General features: G+C 36.5%; 22 protein-coding genes. 14 read left to right on the plus strand and 8 right to left on the minus strand.

Annotated features, from left to right (window positions below; genetic code table 11):
* The first annotated feature begins 6 nt into the window (after positions 1 to 6).
* On the plus strand, positions 7 to 2,469 hold the full coding sequence (locus AACZ92_RS06960) for a carboxypeptidase-like regulatory domain-containing protein (protein WP_339698902.1): 2,463 nt from the start codon (positions 7 to 9) through the stop codon (positions 2,467 to 2,469).
* A gap of 24 nt (positions 2,470 to 2,493) precedes the next feature.
* On the opposite strand, the gene AACZ92_RS06965 is transcribed toward AACZ92_RS06960, so the two are convergent.
* Positions 2,494 to 3,204 (minus strand): hypothetical protein, encoded by a 711-nt coding sequence (locus tag AACZ92_RS06965; protein WP_339698904.1) that lies wholly within the window; start codon positions 3,202 to 3,204, stop codon positions 2,494 to 2,496.
* An 81-nt stretch (positions 3,205 to 3,285) separates the two neighbouring features.
* Positions 3,286 to 4,434: a cysteine desulfurase family protein gene (locus AACZ92_RS06970; protein WP_339698906.1), complete on the minus strand. Its 1,149-nt coding sequence runs from the start codon at positions 4,432 to 4,434 to the stop codon at positions 3,286 to 3,288.
* A 181-nt stretch (positions 4,435 to 4,615) separates the two neighbouring features.
* Here AACZ92_RS06970 and AACZ92_RS06975 point away from each other — a divergent pair, with 181 nt between their 5' ends.
* Positions 4,616 to 5,488: a hypothetical protein gene (locus AACZ92_RS06975; protein ID WP_339698908.1), complete on the plus strand. Its 873-nt coding sequence runs from the start codon at positions 4,616 to 4,618 to the stop codon at positions 5,486 to 5,488.
* 132 nt (positions 5,489 to 5,620) lie between these two features.
* Here the strand turns inward: AACZ92_RS06975 and AACZ92_RS06980 are convergent, their stop codons facing one another.
* Positions 5,621 to 6,169, minus strand: coding sequence for a Smr/MutS family protein (locus AACZ92_RS06980; protein ID WP_339698910.1), 549 nt, complete (start codon positions 6,167 to 6,169; stop codon positions 5,621 to 5,623).
* 169 nt (positions 6,170 to 6,338) lie between these two features.
* On the opposite strand from AACZ92_RS06980, the gene AACZ92_RS06985 reads away from it, so the two are divergent.
* The 3 genes from AACZ92_RS06985 to AACZ92_RS06995 all read left to right on the plus strand — a co-directional run bounded on the left by AACZ92_RS06985 (position 6,339) and on the right by AACZ92_RS06995 (position 8,951).
* On the plus strand, positions 6,339 to 8,249 hold the full coding sequence (locus AACZ92_RS06985) for a T9SS type A sorting domain-containing protein (protein ID WP_339698912.1): 1,911 nt from the start codon (positions 6,339 to 6,341) through the stop codon (positions 8,247 to 8,249).
* Positions 8,250 to 8,254: 5 nt separating this feature from the next.
* Positions 8,255 to 8,551: a DUF2752 domain-containing protein gene (locus AACZ92_RS06990; RefSeq protein ID WP_339698914.1), complete on the plus strand. Its 297-nt coding sequence runs from the start codon at positions 8,255 to 8,257 to the stop codon at positions 8,549 to 8,551.
* A gap of 76 nt (positions 8,552 to 8,627) precedes the next feature.
* A complete protein-coding gene (locus AACZ92_RS06995) occupies positions 8,628 to 8,951 on the plus strand; it encodes a CCC motif membrane protein (RefSeq protein WP_339698916.1) in 324 nt (107 codons plus the stop codon).
* Positions 8,952 to 9,027: 76 nt separating this feature from the next.
* Here AACZ92_RS06995 and rocD read toward each other — a convergent pair whose 3' ends face one another.
* Positions 9,028 to 10,272, minus strand: coding sequence for an ornithine--oxo-acid transaminase (gene rocD / locus AACZ92_RS07000; RefSeq protein ID WP_339698917.1), 1,245 nt, complete (start codon positions 10,270 to 10,272; stop codon positions 9,028 to 9,030).
* Positions 10,273 to 10,417: 145 nt separating this feature from the next.
* On the opposite strand from rocD, the gene rlmD reads away from it, so the two are divergent.
* From rlmD to AACZ92_RS07015, 3 genes are read left to right on the plus strand one after another with little or no spacing between them, the layout of a single operon-like run.
* Positions 10,418 to 11,827, plus strand: a complete 1,410-nt coding sequence (rlmD, locus tag AACZ92_RS07005) for a 23S rRNA (uracil(1939)-C(5))-methyltransferase RlmD (RefSeq protein WP_339698918.1) — start codon at positions 10,418 to 10,420, stop codon at positions 11,825 to 11,827.
* A gap of 31 nt (positions 11,828 to 11,858) precedes the next feature.
* Positions 11,859 to 12,353 carry a DUF6452 family protein gene (locus AACZ92_RS07010; protein ID WP_339698920.1) on the plus strand — a complete coding sequence of 165 codons (495 nt, stop codon included), beginning with the start codon at positions 11,859 to 11,861 and terminating at the stop codon, positions 12,351 to 12,353.
* The gene (locus AACZ92_RS07015; RefSeq protein ID WP_339698923.1) at positions 12,319 to 13,032 is read left to right on the plus strand and encodes a DUF6048 family protein; all 714 of its coding nucleotides are present in this window, start codon (positions 12,319 to 12,321) and stop codon (positions 13,030 to 13,032) included. The genes AACZ92_RS07010 and AACZ92_RS07015 overlap by 35 nt, the downstream gene beginning before the upstream one ends.
* Positions 13,033 to 13,071: 39 nt before the next feature.
* Here AACZ92_RS07015 and AACZ92_RS07020 read toward each other — a convergent pair whose 3' ends face one another.
* Both AACZ92_RS07020 and AACZ92_RS07025 read right to left on the minus strand, forming a co-directional pair.
* Complete coding sequence (locus AACZ92_RS07020; protein ID WP_339698926.1) at positions 13,072 to 13,875, minus strand: lysophospholipid acyltransferase family protein; 804 nt, start codon at positions 13,873 to 13,875, stop codon at positions 13,072 to 13,074.
* Positions 13,876 to 13,942: 67 nt separating this feature from the next.
* Positions 13,943 to 14,584 (minus strand): CoA pyrophosphatase, encoded by a 642-nt coding sequence (locus AACZ92_RS07025; RefSeq protein ID WP_339698929.1) that lies wholly within the window; start codon positions 14,582 to 14,584, stop codon positions 13,943 to 13,945.
* A 1-nt stretch (position 14,585) separates the two neighbouring features.
* Between AACZ92_RS07025 and AACZ92_RS07030 the strand changes: the two genes are divergently transcribed.
* Positions 14,586 to 15,338: a peptidylprolyl isomerase gene (locus AACZ92_RS07030; protein WP_339698932.1), complete on the plus strand. Its 753-nt coding sequence runs from the start codon at positions 14,586 to 14,588 to the stop codon at positions 15,336 to 15,338.
* Between the two features lie 2 nt (positions 15,339 to 15,340).
* Here AACZ92_RS07030 and AACZ92_RS07035 read toward each other — a convergent pair whose 3' ends face one another.
* Positions 15,341 to 15,964, minus strand: a complete 624-nt coding sequence (locus AACZ92_RS07035; protein WP_339698935.1) for a trimeric intracellular cation channel family protein — start codon at positions 15,962 to 15,964, stop codon at positions 15,341 to 15,343.
* The gene (locus AACZ92_RS07040) at positions 15,961 to 16,674 is read right to left on the minus strand and encodes an RDD family protein (RefSeq protein ID WP_339698938.1); all 714 of its coding nucleotides are present in this window, start codon (positions 16,672 to 16,674) and stop codon (positions 15,961 to 15,963) included. Before AACZ92_RS07040 ends, AACZ92_RS07035 begins: the two co-directional genes overlap by 4 nt.
* A 35-nt stretch (positions 16,675 to 16,709) precedes the next feature.
* On the opposite strand from AACZ92_RS07040, the gene AACZ92_RS07045 reads away from it, so the two are divergent.
* From AACZ92_RS07045 to AACZ92_RS07065, 5 genes are all read left to right on the plus strand, one after another.
* Complete coding sequence (locus AACZ92_RS07045; protein ID WP_339698941.1) at positions 16,710 to 17,684, plus strand: stage II sporulation protein M; 975 nt, start codon at positions 16,710 to 16,712, stop codon at positions 17,682 to 17,684.
* Positions 17,659 to 18,540 carry a hypothetical protein gene (locus AACZ92_RS07050; protein ID WP_339698944.1) on the plus strand — a complete coding sequence of 294 codons (882 nt, stop codon included), beginning with the start codon at positions 17,659 to 17,661 and terminating at the stop codon, positions 18,538 to 18,540. The genes AACZ92_RS07045 and AACZ92_RS07050 overlap by 26 nt, the downstream gene beginning before the upstream one ends.
* Complete coding sequence (locus tag AACZ92_RS07055) at positions 18,533 to 19,291, plus strand: DUF4129 domain-containing protein (RefSeq protein ID WP_339698947.1); 759 nt, start codon at positions 18,533 to 18,535, stop codon at positions 19,289 to 19,291. The genes AACZ92_RS07050 and AACZ92_RS07055 overlap by 8 nt, the downstream gene beginning before the upstream one ends.
* Positions 19,284 to 20,501, plus strand: coding sequence for a DUF4350 domain-containing protein (locus AACZ92_RS07060; RefSeq protein ID WP_339698949.1), 1,218 nt, complete (start codon positions 19,284 to 19,286; stop codon positions 20,499 to 20,501). The genes AACZ92_RS07055 and AACZ92_RS07060 overlap by 8 nt, the downstream gene beginning before the upstream one ends.
* On the plus strand, positions 20,488 to 20,935 hold a 448-nt coding region (locus AACZ92_RS07065), incomplete at its 3' end, for an AAA family ATPase (RefSeq protein WP_339698951.1). The genes AACZ92_RS07060 and AACZ92_RS07065, both read left to right, overlap by 14 nt.

Consider the following 20,935-nt stretch of genomic DNA (forward strand, 5'->3'; position numbering starts at 1 on the left):
CTGCTTTTGAGAACAAAATCACTACCCCTACTGCTTATCTTATTCTTTATCTCCACAACTGTTTTTTCACAAGAAGCAGTGGTCAAAGGAGTTATTCTCAACGAAGAAAACCAGCCAGTTGTTGGAGCTTCTATCTCTCATGGGGACGAAGGGACCTTGTCAGATTTTAACGGGTATTATTTAATGGAAATTCCCGCAAATGAAGATGTAACGCTTACTTTTTCGCACGTAGGTAATAAAAAAATAGAGGTAACTTTAAATCTAGGTGCTAACGAAGATTTCGAACTTAATCCCGTAATGAGCACCAATGTAGAACAAATTGCCACTGTCGTAATTTCAGGACGAGAACGAAAACGTATAGAAGGGATTACCACTATAAGTCCTGAAGCCATTCGGAAAATACCGGGTGCCAATGCAGGAGTTGAAAATTTACTAAAATCACTTCCTGGTGTAAACAGTAATAACGAATTGAGTACGCAGTACGCTGTCCGTGGAGGAAATTACGATGAAAATCTCGTATATGTAAACGAAATTGAAGTGTATCGCCCGTTTTTAATAAGAAGCGGTCAACAAGAAGGACTTGGTTTTGTTAATAGTGATTTAACCTCGAATGTTGATTTTTCAGCAGGTGGGTTTCAAGCTAAATACGGCGATAAATTGTCGTCGGTGTTGGACATTACCTACCGCAGACCCGCAGATTTTAGCGCCTCTGCAGATTTAAGTTTGCTAGGAGCCAGTGTTTCGGCAGGTGGTATTTCAAATGATGGAAGATTAACCGGTATTGTTGGTTTGCGCTACCGTGACAATAGCCTACTAGTAGATGCTAAACAAACTGAAACCAACTTCAAACCTCGATTTGCAGATGCACAAACGTATTTAACTTACAAAGTAAGTAATAAGTTTGAATTAGGTTTCCTCGGAAATGTCTCTATAAACAGCTATGATTACGAGCCTTTAACACGCCAAACCAATTTTGGTACAATTGCAGATCCTGTAGCGTTACTAGTTTTCTATGAAGGTCAAGAACAAGATCGCTATAACACCTACTTTGGAGCCTTTAAAGGTACATATGTAGCGTCTGAAAATTATACCGCAAAGTTTATTGCTTCGGCTTACCAAACTACCGAGCAGGAATATTATGATATCTTGGCAGAATACCGATTAGGAGAAGTGAATACCAATATTGGGGATGAAGATTTAGGTGAAGTAGAGTTTACTGAAGGAATTGGCGGTCAACTTACTCACGCCCGTAACGACTTAGATGCTTTAATTTTTAATGCGGAACACAAAGGAACCGTTAACATTGATGAAAACACTATTGAATATGGTGTAAAATATACACACGAAGATATCCGTGATCGAGTACAGGAGTATGAAATTATAGATTCGGCTGGGTTTTCCATCAGACCCCCTATAGCCGATTTTGCAAACAACCAACCATATGAGCCCTATACTTCCCCTATTGTACCTTACACAACGATTAGAGCTCAAAATGATGTACAAATAGACCGAGTTTCAGGATATGCGCAATGGAGCCGAAGAACCACTTTAGGTTCCAACGATATTTGGTTAAATGCCGGTGTACGAGCACATAACTGGAATGTAAGTGGTGATGGCATTGAGAGTACATCACAAACAGTTTTTAGTCCCCGTGGACAGGTATCGCTAAAACCTGATTGGGATATGGATATGTTATTCCGTTTATCTGGAGGGTTGTATCACCAACCGCCATTTTATCGTGAATTACGTGATTCCACAGGAACGGTTAGGCCCGATGTAAAAGCACAACAATCTATTCATATTGTACTAGGAAACGATTACAGTTTTGACCTTTGGGGACGGCCATTCCGATTAAACTCTGAATTGTATTACAAAAGTCTAAGCGATGTAAACCCATACACACTAGAAAACGTGCGTATTCGATATCGTGCCAACAACAATGCGGTTGCTTATGCGTATGGATTAGATGCACGCCTTGCAGGAGAATTTGTTCCAGGTACAGAAAGTTGGGTAAGTTTCGGTTATCTTAAAACCGAAGAAAATATAGATGATCGTGGCTATATTTTTAGACCAACAGATCAACGGTTAAAGTTTGCAGTATTATTTCAGGATTATGTGAAAATTATACCTGATTTAAAAATGTACCTAAACTTAGTTTACAATACAGGTTTACCAGGTGGCTCACCAAGTTATGCAGATCCGTACGACTATCAAGTACGTTTACCAGATTATAAACGAGCTGATCTTGGAGTTTCCTATGTGATTGTTAATGACAAAAAATTACGAGACAACGGTTTTTTAAAACCATTTAAAGAACTGACTATCGGCGCAGAGATTTTCAACATTTTTGATGTTCAAAACTCAATCACCAATACGTTTGTACGCGATGTGTACACCAAAGTGCAATACTCCATTCCTAATTACCTAACTCCAAGAGTTTTTAATGTGAGACTAACGGCTAAGTTTTAAGTTAAAAAAGATATTATATAGAGGTTACATTTTTATAACCCCGATATTTAGAAAATCGGCTGCTAAATCAACACCATCATTATTCACATAATACTGAACTTCAATTATATCACCAGCATTTAAGGTTAACTGAAAAACACCTGAGACACCCCAATATTCAATATTAGTAGCGGGGGTCGGAATAGAAGCAAATCCACGTGCCAAATAACCGAATCTGCTTGTGTTTTTAAAAATGGCAAGAATATATTTTCGTTGTCCCCCTTTTAAATTCCGAACACTTAAACCAGCAGAAAATTGATAAGTTCCGTCTACTAAAACCTTAATTTTTCCATCACCAACAACTTCAAAAACACTCGTATCAATACTAGTTACTTCATTAACACCATCACCAATTGGAAAATTGTTAAAAGTGCTATCCCCCTGTAAAGCTTCGCCTCCGGAAAAGTTTCTATATAAAGTAAGGTTCGATATTTCGTTTTTTGTTTGATTTTGCCAAATGCTGCCATTATAAACAAAAATAGCATTGGTCGTTGTATTAAAAACAGTAGCACCCTTCAATGGCGTAGGTATTGCATTCATTTGAGTTGTTGTTACTCTTGGTGGCACAAAGGCTCCTGTTGTGCCATCTACTTGAAGTAAAGAACCGTCATCTGGTGTAGTTGTATTGATTCCTACTTGGGCAACAATAGATGTAGTGAAAAATGAAAACAATAAAAAGTTTAAAAAAGCATTCATACTATGTGAGATTGGGACAAAAAATTGGAAACAATTATTCTATTACAAGATTACAAGTAATAGCTTAAGGAATAAAAAACACTACTTTTCAATAAATTCTTTTAAGACATCAACCACATAATCTACTTCGTCTTTTTTATTGAAGCTTGAAAAGGAGAAGCGAATAGAGGGCTTTTTCATATCGTCTTCACTTAATATTTCATTCAAAACATGAGAGCCTTTCCCACTCCCACTTTGACAAGCACTACCCTTAGAACAGGCTATTCCGTTTAAATCTAATTGAAATAACAACATCATTGCTTTTTCTGGCGAAATAGGCAGACAAACGTTTAAAAGTGTGTACGTACTGTTTGCATCATCATCGCAGGCGCCATTAAACTTAATTCCTGGAATTTCAGAAGTCAGTTTTTCCTTAAAATAATTTTTAAGCTCAACGATATAGTTTCGTTCTTTTTCTAAATTTTCATAGGAAATTTTAAGCGCTTCGGCCATACCAGCGATAGCAAAAACAGATTCTGTCCCTGCACGCATGCCACGTTCTTGCTCCCCACCGAAAATCAAAGGCTTTAATCCGCTATTTTTACGAATAAAGGCAAATCCAGCTCCTTTAGGGCCGTGAAATTTATGTGCCGCCACGGCTGCAAAATCAATAGGAATTTCAGAAAAATCCAACTCATAATGCCCCACCGATTGTACGGTATCACTATGAAATAAGGTGTTATATTCTTTACAAAGCTTAGCGGTACGTTCAATATCTAAAATATTACCTATTTCATTATTTACGTGCATTAAACTAACTAATGTTTTTTTATCGTCTTCTTTCAATAAAGATTCTAAATGATCAAAATCTACGTGTCCACATTCATCTAATTTTACATAATCTACTTGAACACCATTGTTGCTTTCCAATTCGGTAAGTGTATGTAAAACGGCGTGATGTTCTATTTTACTTGAAATAATACGTGTTACACCTAGATCACGCACACAGCTATTTAATATTAAATTATCGGCTTCTGTTCCGCCTGAAGTGAAAATAATTTCAGCCGCCGAAACATTTAAATACCCAGCAACTTGCTTTCTTGCATTTTCAAGTAATGACTTAGCCGACCTACCATAAGAGTGTGTAGACGAAGGATTTCCGTATTCAACCTTTAAAACTTCGGTGATACATCTTATTACTTCGCTTCGCAATTCAGTTGTCGCTGCACTGTCAAAATATACTTTTTTCATCTTCTTTGTAAAATTATCTTTTTCAGTAGAAAAACCTGATTTATTAGCTTTGCTGAAATAGTTCAGAACTGATTTTTTCAGAATTAATTCTTCAAAAATACATATTAATATTATTCTTGAATACGTTTCAAGTGCAAAGAAATATGTTACTTTGTAAAAACACAACATTCTCGTATTGTTTATGAAAAATCTCTTGTTTTTTATCCTCGTATTCGCAACGCTACAATCTTGTGATGATGGTGAAGTAATCGTTACTACCTTTGACTTTGAAGATGCAAGCCTAAACCTTTGCAACAATGGCAATCAATATGTTTTCTATAAAATAAACAATGACGTTTCAGAAAGCATTTCACTTAAAATCACTACCGATGATCAACTGTTTTTGCAAAGCGAGACTAAAACCTTTGAATTAAACGGTAGTACAAATGTTGTTAACTATCGCAGGTTTAATGACAATGTAACCGGTGATTATTTTTGTAGCACCATTCCGCCAACCTCTCCAACTGTTAACGTGGATTATGTAGGCGCTTCTGGCACGGCAAGTTTAAACACAACCACGGTTTTAGATGATAATGATGGCCTCGACGATGAGACTGGCGATACTGATGGAGACGGGATTCCTGATAGTTACGATTTTGATGACGACGGCGACAATGTTCCTACCTCTGTTGAATTGGGCCCGAACTTCCCAGATGAGCCAGCTCAAGATACAGATGGAGACGGCACACCCGATTATTTAGACACCGATGATGATGATGATGGTATTTTCACTATTTATGAAGATATAAACCAAAACCAAAACCCGCTTGACGATATCACTAATCCGGAAGTAGGTGCCGATTACTTAAATCCTGCAGTTGCAGATCAATATGACGTACAATCATTTCGTGAGCACACTTACACTTTTGATAGTGATGTGGTAATTCGTTTAACTAATCTAGTTCTAGTCAATGGTGAAGAACAGATTACCCAAGACGCGCTCTCGTTAGGTAGTATTGAAACTGTAAGTAGTGGCGAATTTACAGGGACCCCAGATTTTATTGCTCCAGAGTAAATTATAAGTAGTTGCAGTTGGCAGTATCAGTAACTGATTTGCAGTTTATTATCGATTTAGTTTTAGGCATTTTACTTAACCTGTTGAAGTGTCTTACGATTTATGACTTATGATTTACTCAAACACGATTAATCAAGGGGTTTTATTTTGGAAAATATACACCTCAGTAGCCCCACGACCATACTCCTTGTAATCTGCCTCGTAATATTTTACATTGTCATACCTTCTAAAAAGGTATTCTAACTCGGCTTTTAATACACCCTCACCCACTCCGTGTATAAAAACGATCCGCTGTATTTTTTTATCGATAGCAAAATCCAGTTGCCGTTGCGCAGTATCGGTTTGTAGCACCAACATATCGTGATTGTTCATCCGTTTATATTGTTGCGTTAATTGATGAATGTGCAAATCGACCACCATGGGCGGACGGTTTCGTTCTTTAGGCTTTACCTTTTTAGAAGCTTTTGGTCTTCTACTTTTCTTTTCTGAAAGAATTTCTGAAATATCCTGTTGCATCATATCGGTTTCTGAAATCGCACCCGTAATAACAACCAATTCATTTTCAGAGAATTGCATTTCAAAGTCATCTTCTGTTAATACCGTAACCATACTATCATCAACAGCGGTTACCACTCCTGAGATAGCATCATCCACCACCGAAACCGTATCTCCTTTTTTCATAAAAAACCAAACGTATTAAGTATTCGTATATTAAATAGATAAACTCTTAAAAACTAAAAAATTACGTTTTTGAAAAGAATTACTCCAATATTAAAAAATTTATTTTTATTTTTATACCAAAATTTGGCTATATTAACCTCAGATCTTATAGTTTTAAAACTGAATACTTATGAAACACCTACTACTCTCATTATTAATAGTAAGCAGTGTCGGCGTTACGGCGCAATCTGATTTGTATGTAGGGCCAAATGGTTCTACCGACTCTTATGTTTATGTAAACGATGCAGTTTTATACGTTGAAAACGATGTAAACTTAGATAAAAATGCCAGCGGTAGTGCAACCGAAGCTAGTATTTATCTTCGTAATAACGGGCAATTAATACAAGGTAATGACACTGCGGATAACCAAGGAGATGGATTGCTTTCGGTATACAGAAGTGTTGATTCCACTTCAGCTTATCATTATAAATTTTACAATATGCCGGTAGGTGTTACTTCTGGCTCAGGAAACTCTAATGCTGGAGTTTCCCGTTTTTTTGATTGTGATGGTTGTGGAGACACAGAAACTGCTGCTACTGCAATTGGAACGACTACTGGACGTAATGGAAGCTTAAACCCTACTACCCTATCTACGCGATGGATTTATGTAAAAGATCCATCACCTAATAACGATAATGAAGCCAATTGGAGACGCATTAATAACAATGATGTGGTTTCTCCATTTCAAGGGTTTATTATGAAAGGGGTTAGTACAGATCCTTCTGGGAACAGAGGGACACTTGCAGATTTAGTTAAAGACTTTAAATTCGACTTAAGAGGCAGACCCAATACAGGAACACTTTCAATTAATATGCCTGCCGGAGGAGAGGTTAGAGTGGTTTCGGGAAACCCTTATCCTTCTGCCATAGATTTATCGCAATTCGTTGCGGATAATAATGCTTCTGGTGGACCACAGATTGCTACTATACGCTTCTGGGACGAACCCAAAGACACAGATATTGAATATAGTCACTTTTACGCTGATAAGTCTGGAGGTTGGGGTAGTTGGGTTCCTGCTGGTGCTGGGACAGATGGCGTATATACACCTCCAACATTTAATAACTACAGTGCTTCTGGCATAGGCGGTTCAGCTGGTACTGGAAGAGGAGGACTTTATTCAAGAAGGTATTCCCCAATAGGACAAGGTTTTGAAATTTTAACAGACGGAACTCCGGGACTTATTACGTATAGCAATAGTCATAGAGTATTTCAAAGAGAAGGTGCTAACTCTATTTTTAAAAGACCTGAAGCTCCTGAAAACAAGATAGATAAAAACACGAACAATCCTGGAGATGAATCTAGTACTTGGGCCGAAGCAGACCCACGCTCTCCTTATTTACGCATAAATGTGGTAATGCACGAAAGTTATGCTCGTCAATTAGTTTTAGGTTTAGATGATAGAACAACAGATAACATGGACTATGGTTGGGATGCACCAAGCCCTATGGATGCTAAAAGTGGGGAAGCATATTTTCTTATTGGTGATGATTCTAATAGAAAACCCTTCGTAATTCAGTTTGTACCGTATGGAAAAGAAAAAATGATTCCAATTGGTTTTAAATTAACTAAACAAACTAAATTTTTTGTAGAAACTGTAGAAGAAGTAAAAATGCATAACAAAAAAGCTTATATTTTTGATAGTGCAGATAACACCTACCAAGAATTTACAAACGGTAAGTCTGCAACCTATAACTTAGATGCAGGAACATATGATGACCGCTTTTTTGTGGTCTTTAAAGGTAAAAATGAACTTAGCAATTACGCAAAAGAAACACAAGGAAGAGTTGAAGAAAACGTAGACTTCTTTCAAAATAATAACTTAGGTGTTCTTGAAGTTCAAAATCCTGAAGGATACAATATTAAACAAGCTCTTATTTTTGATATGACTGGAAAATTGGTCTATGAAAAACAAAACATTGGTGCAGAGACGCACTTCTCATTCCCTACATCAAACCTAAGTGATGGTGTTTATATTGTTAAGTTAAAAACAACTGACAATATAGATATTAGTCATAAAACTTCGGTTTACAACAGGAAATAAACTATATGGCATTAAAAGGCATTGAAGACTATATGTTGCAATGCACTAGCAAGCAACTTTTTGGAATAGAATGTTTAGGCTGTGGTACACAACGTGCCACAGTCTTGTTTTTTAGAGGTGAGTTTGCTGCGGCCTTTCACATGTATCCAGCAATTTACACCCTTATCGTGCTACTTCTTTTTGTAGTATTTAACCTCTTCGTAAAATTTAAACACGATTTTAAAATTAAAGTGGGTCTGTTACTATTAAACGTAGCAATTATTGTGATTAGTTATTTTGTAAAAATGCGTCCTTTTTTTTAAAGTATTATTGACTATTCGCCGCTTTCAATTATTTACCTTATTTTTAAAGCATAGTAACCAACTAATGTAAACACTCATGGAAAAACAAAAATTACCTAATTCAACCCTAATTTTAGTATTTGGTATCTTATCGATAGTAACGTGCTGTTGCTATGGAGTATTAGGACTTATCTTTGGTGTCATTGCTATTGTAATGGCCAAAAAAGCAACCGCTTTATATTTGGAAAACCCAGAAATCTATTCTGGTTTTCAGAATGTAAAAACTGGTAAAATACTAGCTATAATTGGTATTGTATTAAGCGCTATTTATTTATTAATAAACATTTATTTCTATGCAACCATTGGTATGGATGGTATACAAGAAATGCAAGAAGAAATGATGCGTGAGTACGGAATGTAATATTCAAATAATTAAAAACAATAAACCCCGGTCTTTAAATAGCCGGGGTTTTTGTTTAAGCAAAATATGCTATATCTTATTTCTCAAATTCTTTTAGTGTTTTAGTAATAATAGAAACACAATCTAGTAATTGCTCTTCATTCATTACCAATGGTGGAGCAAATCGGATGATGTTCCCATGTGTTGGTTTTGCCAACAAACCATTATCACGTAATTTTAAGCACATATTCCAAGCGGTCTCGCTGTCTTCAGAATCGTTAATAACAATTGCGTTTAACAACCCTTTACCACGAACTAGTTTAACAATCGAACTAGTCTCGATGTACTTATTTAATTCACTTCTAAAAAGCTGACCAAGTTTCTCAGCATTTTCGGCTAAGTTTTCATCTTTTACAACATCTAAAGCTGCCATAGCAACTGCTGCTGCAACTGGATTACCACCAAAAGTAGAACCGTGATTTCCAGGACGAATAACGTTCATCACTTCATCATCGGCTAATACTGCGGAAACTGGATACGCTCCACCACTCAACGCTTTACCTAAAATTAAAATATCAGGTTTTACATTTTCGTGATCCACTGCTAATAATTTTCCAGTACGTGCAATTCCGGTCTGTACTTCATCGGCGATAAACAAAACATTATTTGCTTCACAGATAGTTCTAGCCTCTTTTAAATAACCTTCAGAAGGCACATAAACTCCTGCTTCACCTTGTATAGGCTCTACCAAGAATCCTGCAACGTTTTTATTGTTTTCAATGGTCTTTTTTAAAGCATCTAAGTTATCGTATTCAATTTTTGTGAATCCTTGTGTGTATGGACCAAAGTTGTTACGAGCTACTTCGTCATTTGAAAAAGAAATAATAGTAGTCGTTCTTCCGTGAAAGTTATTGGTACAAACAACGATTTCAGCTTCATTTTCTGAAATTCCCTTTTCCTCATATGCCCATTTTCTACAGATTTTTAAAGCCGTTTCTACTGCTTCAGCACCTGTATTCATAGGCAACAACTTATCAAAGTTGAAATATTCCGAAGCATATTTTTCATACTTTCCTAACATATCGTTATGAAAAGCACGTGAGGTTAAAGTTAATGTTTTAGCCTGTTTGTCCATTGCCTCAACAATTTTAGGGTGACAATGCCCTTGATTTACGGCACTATAAGCAGAAAGGAAATCGTAGTATTTTTTTCCTTCTACATCCCAAACATAGACTCCTTCTCCCCTGTTCAATACAACAGGTAATGGATGGTAATTATGAGCTCCATACTTGTTTTCTAAATCAATCGCATCTTGCGTAGCTTTTTTTTCTAAAACTGCCATTTTCTTTAATTATTTATCGTGTAACTACATTGATTCCTGCTTTGCGGAGAGAAATCATCCATAAAGGCGCAAGTTACTAAATATTCTATGTTTTTTGAAGCTACAAGTTGTTATAAAAAAGTTATAAATAGTACTTTTGCTGTCTATGGCAAGACGCAATAAACGTAAAGTATTTGAAGATCTAGAAGTGATTGATGCCGGAGCAAAAGGTAAAGCAGTCGCAAAAGCACCTGATGGACGGGTTATTTTTATAAACAACGCCATTCCTGGCGATGTAGCTACAATTGAAACCTATAAAAAACGTAAATCCTATTATGAAGGGAATGCGGTAGCTTTTTCAACCTATTCTGATAAACGAGTAGAGCCTGTGTGCCAACATTTTGATACCTGTGGCGGGTGCAAATGGCAAAATATGGGCTATGAACATCAATTATACTTCAAACAAAAGGAAGTTGTTAATAACTTACAAAGGCTAGGGAAAATTGATTTGCCCGAAGTTACCCCTATTTTAGGTTCAGAAGACATTTATTTTTACCGAAATAAAATGGAATTTTCCTTTAGCGATAGTAAATGGCTTACAACAGAGCAAATTGAAAGCGGTGAAGTAATTGAAAACCGAAACGCCTTAGGGTTTCATAAACCCGGAATGTGGGATAAAATCATCGATATAAAAAAATGTCATTTACAACGCGACCCTAGTAATGCGATCCGAAATTTTGTAAAAGAGAAAGCACAGGAATTAAACTTGTCCTTTTTCAACCCAAGAAAACAAGAAGGGTTTTTACGCACGTTAATGCTTCGTACCACTACTACTGGTGATGTGATGGTGTTGGTTCAGTTTTACTTTGAAGATGAAGCAAATCGTGAAAAGCTTTTAGACTCTATAACTGCTGAGTTTCCTGAAATCACTTCACTTCAATACGTGGTTAATAGTAAAGGAAATGATACTATTTACGATCAAGACGTAATCTGTTACCACGGAAAAGATCATATAACTGAAGAAATGGAAGGACTGCAGTTTAAAATAAACGCAAAGTCTTTTTATCAAACCAATTCGGAACAAGCCTACGAACTGTACAAAATAACCCGTGATTTTGCCGGTTTAAAAGGTGATGAATTAGTGTACGACCTTTATACTGGAACGGGAACCATCGCTCAGTTTGTTGCTAAAAAGGCTGGAAAAGTAATTGGTGTAGAAGCCGTTCCAGATGCTATTGAAGCTGCTAAAGAAAATGCACAATTAAACAATATAGAAAACGTTGAATTCTACGTAGGTGATATGAAAAAGGTGTTCAACGAAACCTTTATCAACACACATGGAAAACCAGATGTGGTAATTACCGATCCACCGCGTGATGGCATGCATACCGATGTAGTTATGCAGCTTTTAAAGTTATCACCAGAGAAAATTGTGTATGTAAGTTGTAATAGTGCTACACAAGCTAGAGATTTGGCTTTATTAGACGAACGCTATAAAGTAACAAAAGTGCAACCGGTAGACATGTTTCCGCAAACACATCACGTGGAAAATGTTGTACTTTTGGAAAAACGATAACCTTCTTCGGAAGAATTTCGAAAAAATGAATATGATAAAAAAAATCTGCTTCGCTTTCCTCATCTTGCTGGTCTTTCATGGCTGTACGCGTGATGATATTTGTCCGGAAACTACCCAAACCACTCCTCTACTTATCGTTACTTTTAAAAATGCAGCAATTCCTACGGAAGCAAAAGCAGCCAATGCATTAACTATTGAAACAACCTTAGAGGACAGCCAAATAGTACTTGATAACGAAACAACTGATTCTATCGCCATCCCCTTAAATACTGGAGCCGATTTAACTCGGTACCGATTTACCATTAACACTGATAGTGTTCCCTCGCTTCCAAATTCCGATTTTGTGGAATTTTCTTATGGACGAGAAGATATTTATGTAAATCGCGCTTGTTCTTTTAAAACAATATATAACAATTTACAAGCTAGTTTTGAAGATGATGGAGCTAATAATTGGATTTTTCAAATTAATGTAAACAATAATACAGTAGAAAATGAAAACGACACACATATTACTATTTTACATTAGTGTTTTTTGTGTGTCATTTTCAACTTTGGCACAAGAAGACATTGAAAAAGAAGAGGCTGTTCTCGACTCTACAGTTACGAATAACAAATATGGTATTCGGGTAGGTACAGATTTGTCTAAGTTTGCCCGAACTGCTTTTGAAAAAGGCTATTCAGGCTTTGAATTGATGGGAGATTTTAGGGTGACCGAAAAATTTTATGCAGCAGCAGAAATAGGAAATGAAAAAAAAGAACGGTTTGAAGATAATTTAAACTCCATAACCACCGGAAGCTACGCTAAATTAGGTTTTGATTATAACGCCTACAACAACTGGATAGGAATGGAAAATGCTATTTTCGCTGGGTTACGCTACGGTTTTTCTACTTTTAAACAAGAATTACTATCGTATCAAGTTTATACTACCAATCAAGATTTTCCGCAGACTTTTAAAGAGAACCCCGTTGAATATAAAGGATTAACAGGTCATTGGCTAGAATTGATTGTTGGGATTAAAACTGAAATCTTAAACAATCTATACCTTTCAGTAAATCTGCAGTTAAAGCGTAAATTAGGAGAAGACGAGCCTGATAATTTTGGCAACCTTTACATCCCTGGCTTTAATAGAACCTATGACTTTAGTGAATTTGGTGTAGGCTACGGTTACACTATTTCATATTTAATTCCAATTTTTAAGAAGTAAAAAATGTGTTGAAATAAAGTTTTGCTTTATTGCTAAAACTTAATATCGCCAATGCCGCTCTTTGTTGAGTTCTTCTTCTTTTTCAATTTCTTTTTCCGGGATAACCTTTAAAAAGGAAGGATGTTGTTCAATAGCATATTCCAACTTTTCAACAATTTCTTGTACCGTGTCGTTTTCGTAATCTATATCCAACGGTTCTTTAATTTCCATAGATTGTAGAATACCTCGTTTTTTAATACGGATTCCTTTTTTATCAAAAGAACGTCTAAAACCATCAATAACAATAGGAACAACAATAGGTTTGTTCTTCTTAATAATGTGCGCTGTTCCACGCCGTATAGGCTTCCACGGTTTTGTAGTACCCTGTGGGAATGTAATTACCCACCCATCATTCAATGCCGTAGTAATGCTACTTACATCGCTCATTTTTACTTGACGGTTCACTTCTTCACCTTTAGCTCGCCAAGTACGCTCAATACTCACAGAACCTGCGTATGCCAGTATTTTTGGCAACAATCCAGATTTCATAGTTTCCTTGGCAGCTACAAAATAAATATTCATTTTAGGATTCCAGAGATACCCTATGTTTTCAATAGTATCTACTCTCCCACTCAAACTGGCGTTAAAGACATGGAACATAGCAACCACATCGGCAAAGTACGTTTGGTGGTTAGATACAAACAGCACATTTGTATCGGGTAAGTTTTTAATAATCTCACTACCTTCTATCTGTAAGGTGTTAAACCCTTTAAAACGCCTATGTGTTGCAGCACCCAGAATACGGATGAGCCATTTTTTTAAGAATAATATATGTCCGAAAGGATTTTTTTTAAAAAGCCCCATAAAAAGATCTCCATTTTTTTAACCCTTAAAATTTGGGTCGAAATGCAAAGATACTAAATTTAACGGCTTATAGCGCCTGTTTTAGCAGTTCACGTACCTCACTCAACATCATAGCAGTAGCGCCCCAAACTACATGTCCGTTAAGTAAAAAGGCCGGTACGTCAATATTAGTTGCATATGAAGTGGTTATTTTTTTGGTCACAAGGGTTTTATCATCCATAAATAGTGATAACGGTACTTCAATTAATGCTTCAACTTCATCATCTTGCGGGATAAAAGTGGGCGTAGTATTAGTTAAACCAAGAAAAGGCTGTACAAAAAAATTACTGGGTGGAATGTAAATTTCGGTTAGTTCTTTCAATACAGTTACTACATTTCGTGATACGCCTACCTCTTCTTCAGTTTCTCGCAGTGCAGCTTCCATAAGCGAATCGTCTTCTGGTTCTATCTTTCCTCCAGGAAACCCAACTTGTGCAGAATGCACTCCTTTGTAGGTTCTACGTAAAATAAGGATGATATGTGTTTCATTAGTTTCTGAAGGGTAAAACAATGCCATTACACCTGCTTTGCGCGCGTTCTGTTTTAACCTAGCTTGTTCTTTTAATTCTTTTAGGCGTTCTACAGGTGCCATTTTAAATTGGATTGCTTCGCCGGGCAGCTCCATTTTTTTTACCTTTACAATCCTTTCTTCAAATGATGAAAAATCCATTATGAAATACTTAAGTTACCTTTTATTGACCGCTGTTCTGCTTCTAACAAGCTGTGAAGATAAGAAAAACGCTTCCGAAGTAAAAACAGAAACTACCGCAGAAAGCAAAACAACTTCAGAAAAAAAATCAACTTCCACAAAAGACACAACAACTCTTGATACTTCTGAAAATGAAGAAAAGGAAGAAACTATTGGTGCTGGATATCCAAAAATAACGCAAGAAAACCTTTCTGAATTTTTAACAAAGTACGGAAAGGAAAATCCAGAAACTAAAGTAAAAATAGCTACACGACTAGGCGATATTGTTATCGACCTTTATGAAGACACTCCGCTACACCGAGCTAATTTTATCTATTTAGTGAAACAAGGATATTTTAATGAAACGTTTTTTCACCGTATTGTGCCAAACTTTATTATTCAAGGCGGTAACAGCGACTTACCTTCTACAAACGAAAAGAGGTTTAAATTGGGTGACGATTACCTAATACCTGCTGAAATTAACGGCCGAAATCATTTTAAGGGCTCAGTAAGCGGTGCGAAAGAATATCGTGAAAATCCTGATAAAAAATCAGCTCCATTTGAGTTTTTCATTTTCTTAGGCCCTCAAACTTCCACTGGTCATTTAAACGGTAACTACACAGTATTTGGGCGAGTAACACAAGGAATGAATGTGGTCGAAAAAATTGCAGCGTTGCCTTCAGATGAAGGTGATTGGCCGTTACAAAACGTTTATATCGAAGCCGAGGTCTTATAGTCTTATAGCCTAATATTCTCTTCTTCTTTATAAATTGTAGGAAATGATAGATTAAAAGTAACTGCCAATAAGCGAATTACAATAACGATAGCACCAGATATTACAACAACCCAATCTACTAGCAATGGCGTTTTTAACAATAAAAAATACGCTATACCACCTAAAATACAAGCTGTTGCATATATTTCTTTTCTGAAGATAATAGGAATTTCATTACATAAAATATCACGAAGTACTCCACCAAAACAAGCAGACATTGTTCCCAAAGCGACACAGATTAACGGTGGTAATCCTACTGAAATCCCTTTTTCAACTCCTACAACGGTATAAAGCGCAATCCCAATAGTATCAAACAAAAACAGCGAACGACGTACGTAGCTCAATTTCTTCCGAAGTATTACCGCAACAACCGCCGAACCAATTATAACATACAAATAAGTTAAATTACGCATCCAAGCAATGTTAGCATCGATTAATACGTCACGAAGCGTACCACCACCAACAGCCGTAACAAACCCAATGATAAGAATACCAAAAGGGTCCAACTTTTTTCTCATAGCTGTCAACACCCCAGAAATGGTAAAGGCTACCGTACCTAAAATATCAATTACAAATGTGAGTGTCATAGTTGCTGGGTATAGTAGTTATAATCTTTTATTACAGTATCAATAAAGGTAAGCGGTGTTGTTTCATATTGAACTTCCATCACTTTTGAAACCCGTTTTGAAAGTTTTAAAATAACATTGTGGTTCCCATTGTATTTAGCTTGCTGAAACATGTTTTTAATGGTTTGCATTTCAGCATCGGTAAATATAGTTACTTGTGGATACACAGGGTTGTAATTATCAGGTAAATCCGTCAATATAGTTTGTGCAAACGAAACAGTTTTCTTTTCTGAAATCACCGTTGTGGCAGCAGCTAAATCCCCCAAGCGTTGTCCCCTTCCATTAAATAGAATAACCACCAAAGCCACAGCACCACTTAAAATAGTGATATCAATTACTCGCAATAGCCATCGTATTAAATAGTTTGAGAAGGCAGGTTTAGAACCGTCAACTTTTACTACACGTATTTTCATCACAGCTTTTCCGGGACTTTGTCCGTTCCAAAATTGTTCCCACAGCAAATGATATAATAACAAAGGCAGCATAATTGTCATTCCCAACAAAAACGAATCTGAAAAAAAATCAAGTGAACTGAACAAAATAGAAGCCAGCAAGATATATATAAACATGATTCCCGAATCGATTAAAAATGCCAATATGCGATCGCCTACTCCGGCAACATTCTGCACAATATTTACATTTTGCGCTGTTTCTATTTGAAATTTATCCATGAAAACTGTTTCTTTGAAAGAAAATACACAACCCCATGCGCGAGGCCGCATTTGCAAAGCAAAATAAAGACAAATGGTTAAAATTTGAAAGCGTTCTTCGGAATAATATTCAAATTAATCCTGACGAGCTAAGTGCTTTGTACGTAGAAGTTACCGATCACCTTAGCTACGCTCAGACATTCTACCCTAATAGTAATACGGCGCAGTACCTCAATAACCTATCGGTATTAGCACATCAAAAAATATATAAAACCAAACGAGAGTCACGAAAACGCTTTATTACGTTCTATACTAAAGAGTTTCCGCTGTTTTTTGCACAACACCATAAACAGTTATTAATCGCATTTATAACGTTTGCACTTTTTGCAGTGGTTGGGGCTTATTCAGCAGCAACCGATTCAGACTTTGTACGCCTTATTCTTGGCAATGGATACGTAAATATGACCTTAGAAAATATTGAAAACGGTGATCCTATGGCTGTTTACAAGAAAATGGAATCCACAGATATGTTTCTGGGTATTACCATCAATAACATCCGCGTAGCGTTATTTGCCTTTTCCCTTGGAGTATTTTTGAGCCTTGGCACCTTATTTATCGTAATGCGAAACGCTGTTATGTTAGGTTCGTTTCAATACTTTTTTTACGATCAAGGACTGCTTTGGGAATCAGCCCGCACCATCTGGATTCATGGAACAATTGAAATATCGGTAATCATCATTGCCTCTTGTGCCGGTCTCGTCATGGGCAATGGTATTTTATTTCCTGGAACATATACAAGGTTGCAATCCTTTGCTAAAGGCGCTAAAGATGGACTTAAAATATTAATTAGCACCATTCCCTTCTTTATCATTGCTGGGTTTTTGGAAGGTTTTGTAACCCGACATACCGAAATGCCAGACTGGCTCGCTATTTTAATAATTGGCGGCTCGCTAAGCCTTATCATATTTTATTACGTTATTTACCCCATTAAATTAAAACGAAAACATGAAGAACGATTACGTGAACTTTAAAAAACAGCGCGAGCTGGGAAGTATATTAACCGACACCTTCAAATTTGTCCGTTTGGAAGGAAAAACTTTATTGGGTTTGATATTAAAAATAGCTGGTCCTGCCCTTCTTATCGTTTTACTCGCCTATATCTATTATATGCAAGTAACTATGGGCAGTTTTGATTTACTTGCTGTTGGAGCATCTACGGAGGTTTTTGGGTTAGACATAGTACTTGCATTTTTTTTAATGCTTATTTCGGGAGTAGCTTTTTACGCCTTAATGTACGGTACGGTTTTACAGTACATAAAGTCTTACATAAAAAATGACGGAAACGCCATCAAAGAAGAAGTAACAGCTGGTGTTCGCCAAAGCTTCTGGAGCTTATTAGGAATTAGCTTTTTGGTGGGGTTAATTAGCGGTATTGGTTTTATACTTTGTGTAATACCTGGTATCTACTTTGGTACCATCTTAGCCACAACCTATGCCATTCACGTATTTGAAAACCGAAACACAACCGACTCTATCAGCTACAGTTTTGAGCTTATTAAAGGCGAATGGTGGATTACGTTTGCAACCTACCTCGTTATTCTCATTCTATATTACATGATCACCATTATTTTTAGCCTGCCAGGCATTATTTATTCATTTATAAACATTTTTACTATTAGCCAGGAAGCAACCGCTAATCCAGCCGATATGTTTGATTGGATCTATGTTGCTCTCAACGTTTTAGGAATGATTGGTCAATATCTGTTATATGCCTTGATTATCATCAGCACCGCTTTGGTTTATTTTAACCTAAATGAACGCAAAAACTTTACTGGAGCTATGGAAACCATTGAAACCCTTGGTAAACGCGACGATTTTAATGCATAAATTTCTTTTTATATTCTTCTTTTTGTTTTGTTTTGCTGAAGGATTTCCGCAGGACAGCACAACTGTGGAAAAACAAGAAATAATCCGCTATGATACCAAAAGCGATGTTTCCCCTTTACAAGTTGATGAAGAAACCATTGAAGGATATAAGAACAATCCCGCTTTTGATTATTCTGAAAAAGACGATGAAGAAAATTGGTGGCAACAATTTAAAAACTGGTTAGGCAACATTTGGAATAGCTTTTGGAATTGGCTCTTAGGCGACTTGCAATACAATTCTTTTTTCGCTTTTCTAATTAAAATCCTGCCCTATCTAATTATTGGTGGTATTGTAGCGTTTGTAGTCTGGCTGTTCTTTAAACTGAATCCAGGTGCGAGTTTCCTTAAAGGCAAAGAAAAACCTGACGTGTTTTTTTCTGAAGAAGAAGAAATTATCCGATCCAAAAACATTCGAGAACTCATTGAAAAAGCATTGCAAAGTAAAGAATACCGTTTGGCTGTCCGCTATTATTATCTATTGATTTTAAAAAAATTGACCGATGCCGAATTAATAGACTATGAATTTGATAAAACCAACACCGATTATATTGCTGAAATAACTTCAGATACAATTATTTTACCATTTAAAAAAGCTACGAACCTGTATGATTATATCTGGTACGGGAATTTTACTGTAACTGAAACTGATTACCAAAAAGCACAAAGAACCTTTCAGGAACTAGAACAACAAATACCCAACACCCATGACTAAACTTCAAAAAATATTTTTGGGTGTCTTCCTGCTGCTGCTGGCCGGAATGGTATATATGGAAGCTACCAAACCCCCACCAGTAAGCTGGTTTCCTAGTTATAACAACCAAGACGAAATTCCACTCGGCACCGTTGTATTGTATGATGTATTGGAACAAAATTTCAACGAAAACCTGACTGAAATAGACCGTCCACCTTACGAAGTTCTGCAGGACACTACCTTACAAGGCACCTACCTATTTATAAATAATTCCATTGGTTTTGATGAAGCCGAGCTGGATAAACTATACCAATGGACAGAAAAAGGCAACACAGTTTTTATTAGTGCCAATTCGATGGGTAATACCCTTTTGGATACTTTACAAGTAGAAACCCAGACCAATTATTTGACAAGTAATATCAAGTCTGAGCCGCTTTTAAACTTGACCCACAAAAAATTAGCTACTCAAAAACCGTATCATATTAAACGGAATTTTACTATAAAAACCTTCAGTAAAATCGATACGCTCAATCAAACGGTTTTAGGTTTTTCCGAAGTATTTAATGATCAAAAAAACATACAGGATTCGCTGCCTAATTTTATAAAAGCCCCAGTTGGCAAAGGTTCTTTTTACCTGCATTTACAACCGGAAGCATTTTCCAATTATTTTCTGTTGACTGAAAACTACGCAACCTACACAAAAAATGCACTGTCTTATCTTCCTAAAGACCAACAATTGTTATGGGATAAAGAGTACAAAACGGGAAAGCACATAAACGTTTCACCCTTGCATATTTTATTGGGTAATAAATACCTAAAATGGGCCTATTACACGGTGCTCATTGGAGTTTTGTTGTTTGTCCTTTTTGAAGGCAAACGCAAACAGCGCCACATCCCGATTGTGGAACCGCCAAAAAATAGAACCTACGAATATACCCGTACCATTTCGGGCATGTACTTGGACAAAAAAGATTATCACAGCGTAGCCAAAAAACAAATCGTTCTCTTTTTTGAATACATCCGCATCCAGCTAAGAACACCTACCGAACAACAAAACAGCCGCTTTTTTACAGCTGTAGCTGGTAAAACAGGTAATACGATTGAAGACACTAAAAAACTGTTTACTTTTATCGATAAAGTGAACAACCAGCACGATACTAGCAAAGAAGAGTTACAAAAACTATATAACGACATACAAGTATTTAAAACCAAAGCAAATGGAAAACCCTGAAAACAATAACGACGAACTTCATTTTAATAATAGAATTCCGTTACAGGAACTTCAAGAAGCCGTTGAAAGTATAAAACAACAACTTGGTAAAATAATAATTGGTCAACAGGATTTCGTAGAATTGCTTATCGTAAGCCTACTGGCAAATGGCCATGTACTTATTGAAGGCGTGCCCGGAATTGCCAAAACTATCACAGCAAAACTGTTCGCCAAAACGTTGAAAACTGATTTTAGTCGTATTCAATTTACACCAGACCTCATGCCGAGCGATGTACTGGGAACTTCGGTTTTAAATATGAAATCGTCAGAATTTGAGTTTAAAAAAGGGCCCGTTTTTTCAAACATTGTATTAATTGACGAAATAAACCGTGCGCCAGCTAAAACCCAAGCGGCGTTATTTGAAGTAATGGAAGAACGTCAAATAACAATGGACG

The sequence above is a fragment of the uncultured Marixanthomonas sp. genome, assembly GCF_963974425.1.
Taxonomy (GTDB): domain Bacteria; phylum Bacteroidota; class Bacteroidia; order Flavobacteriales; family Flavobacteriaceae; genus Marixanthomonas.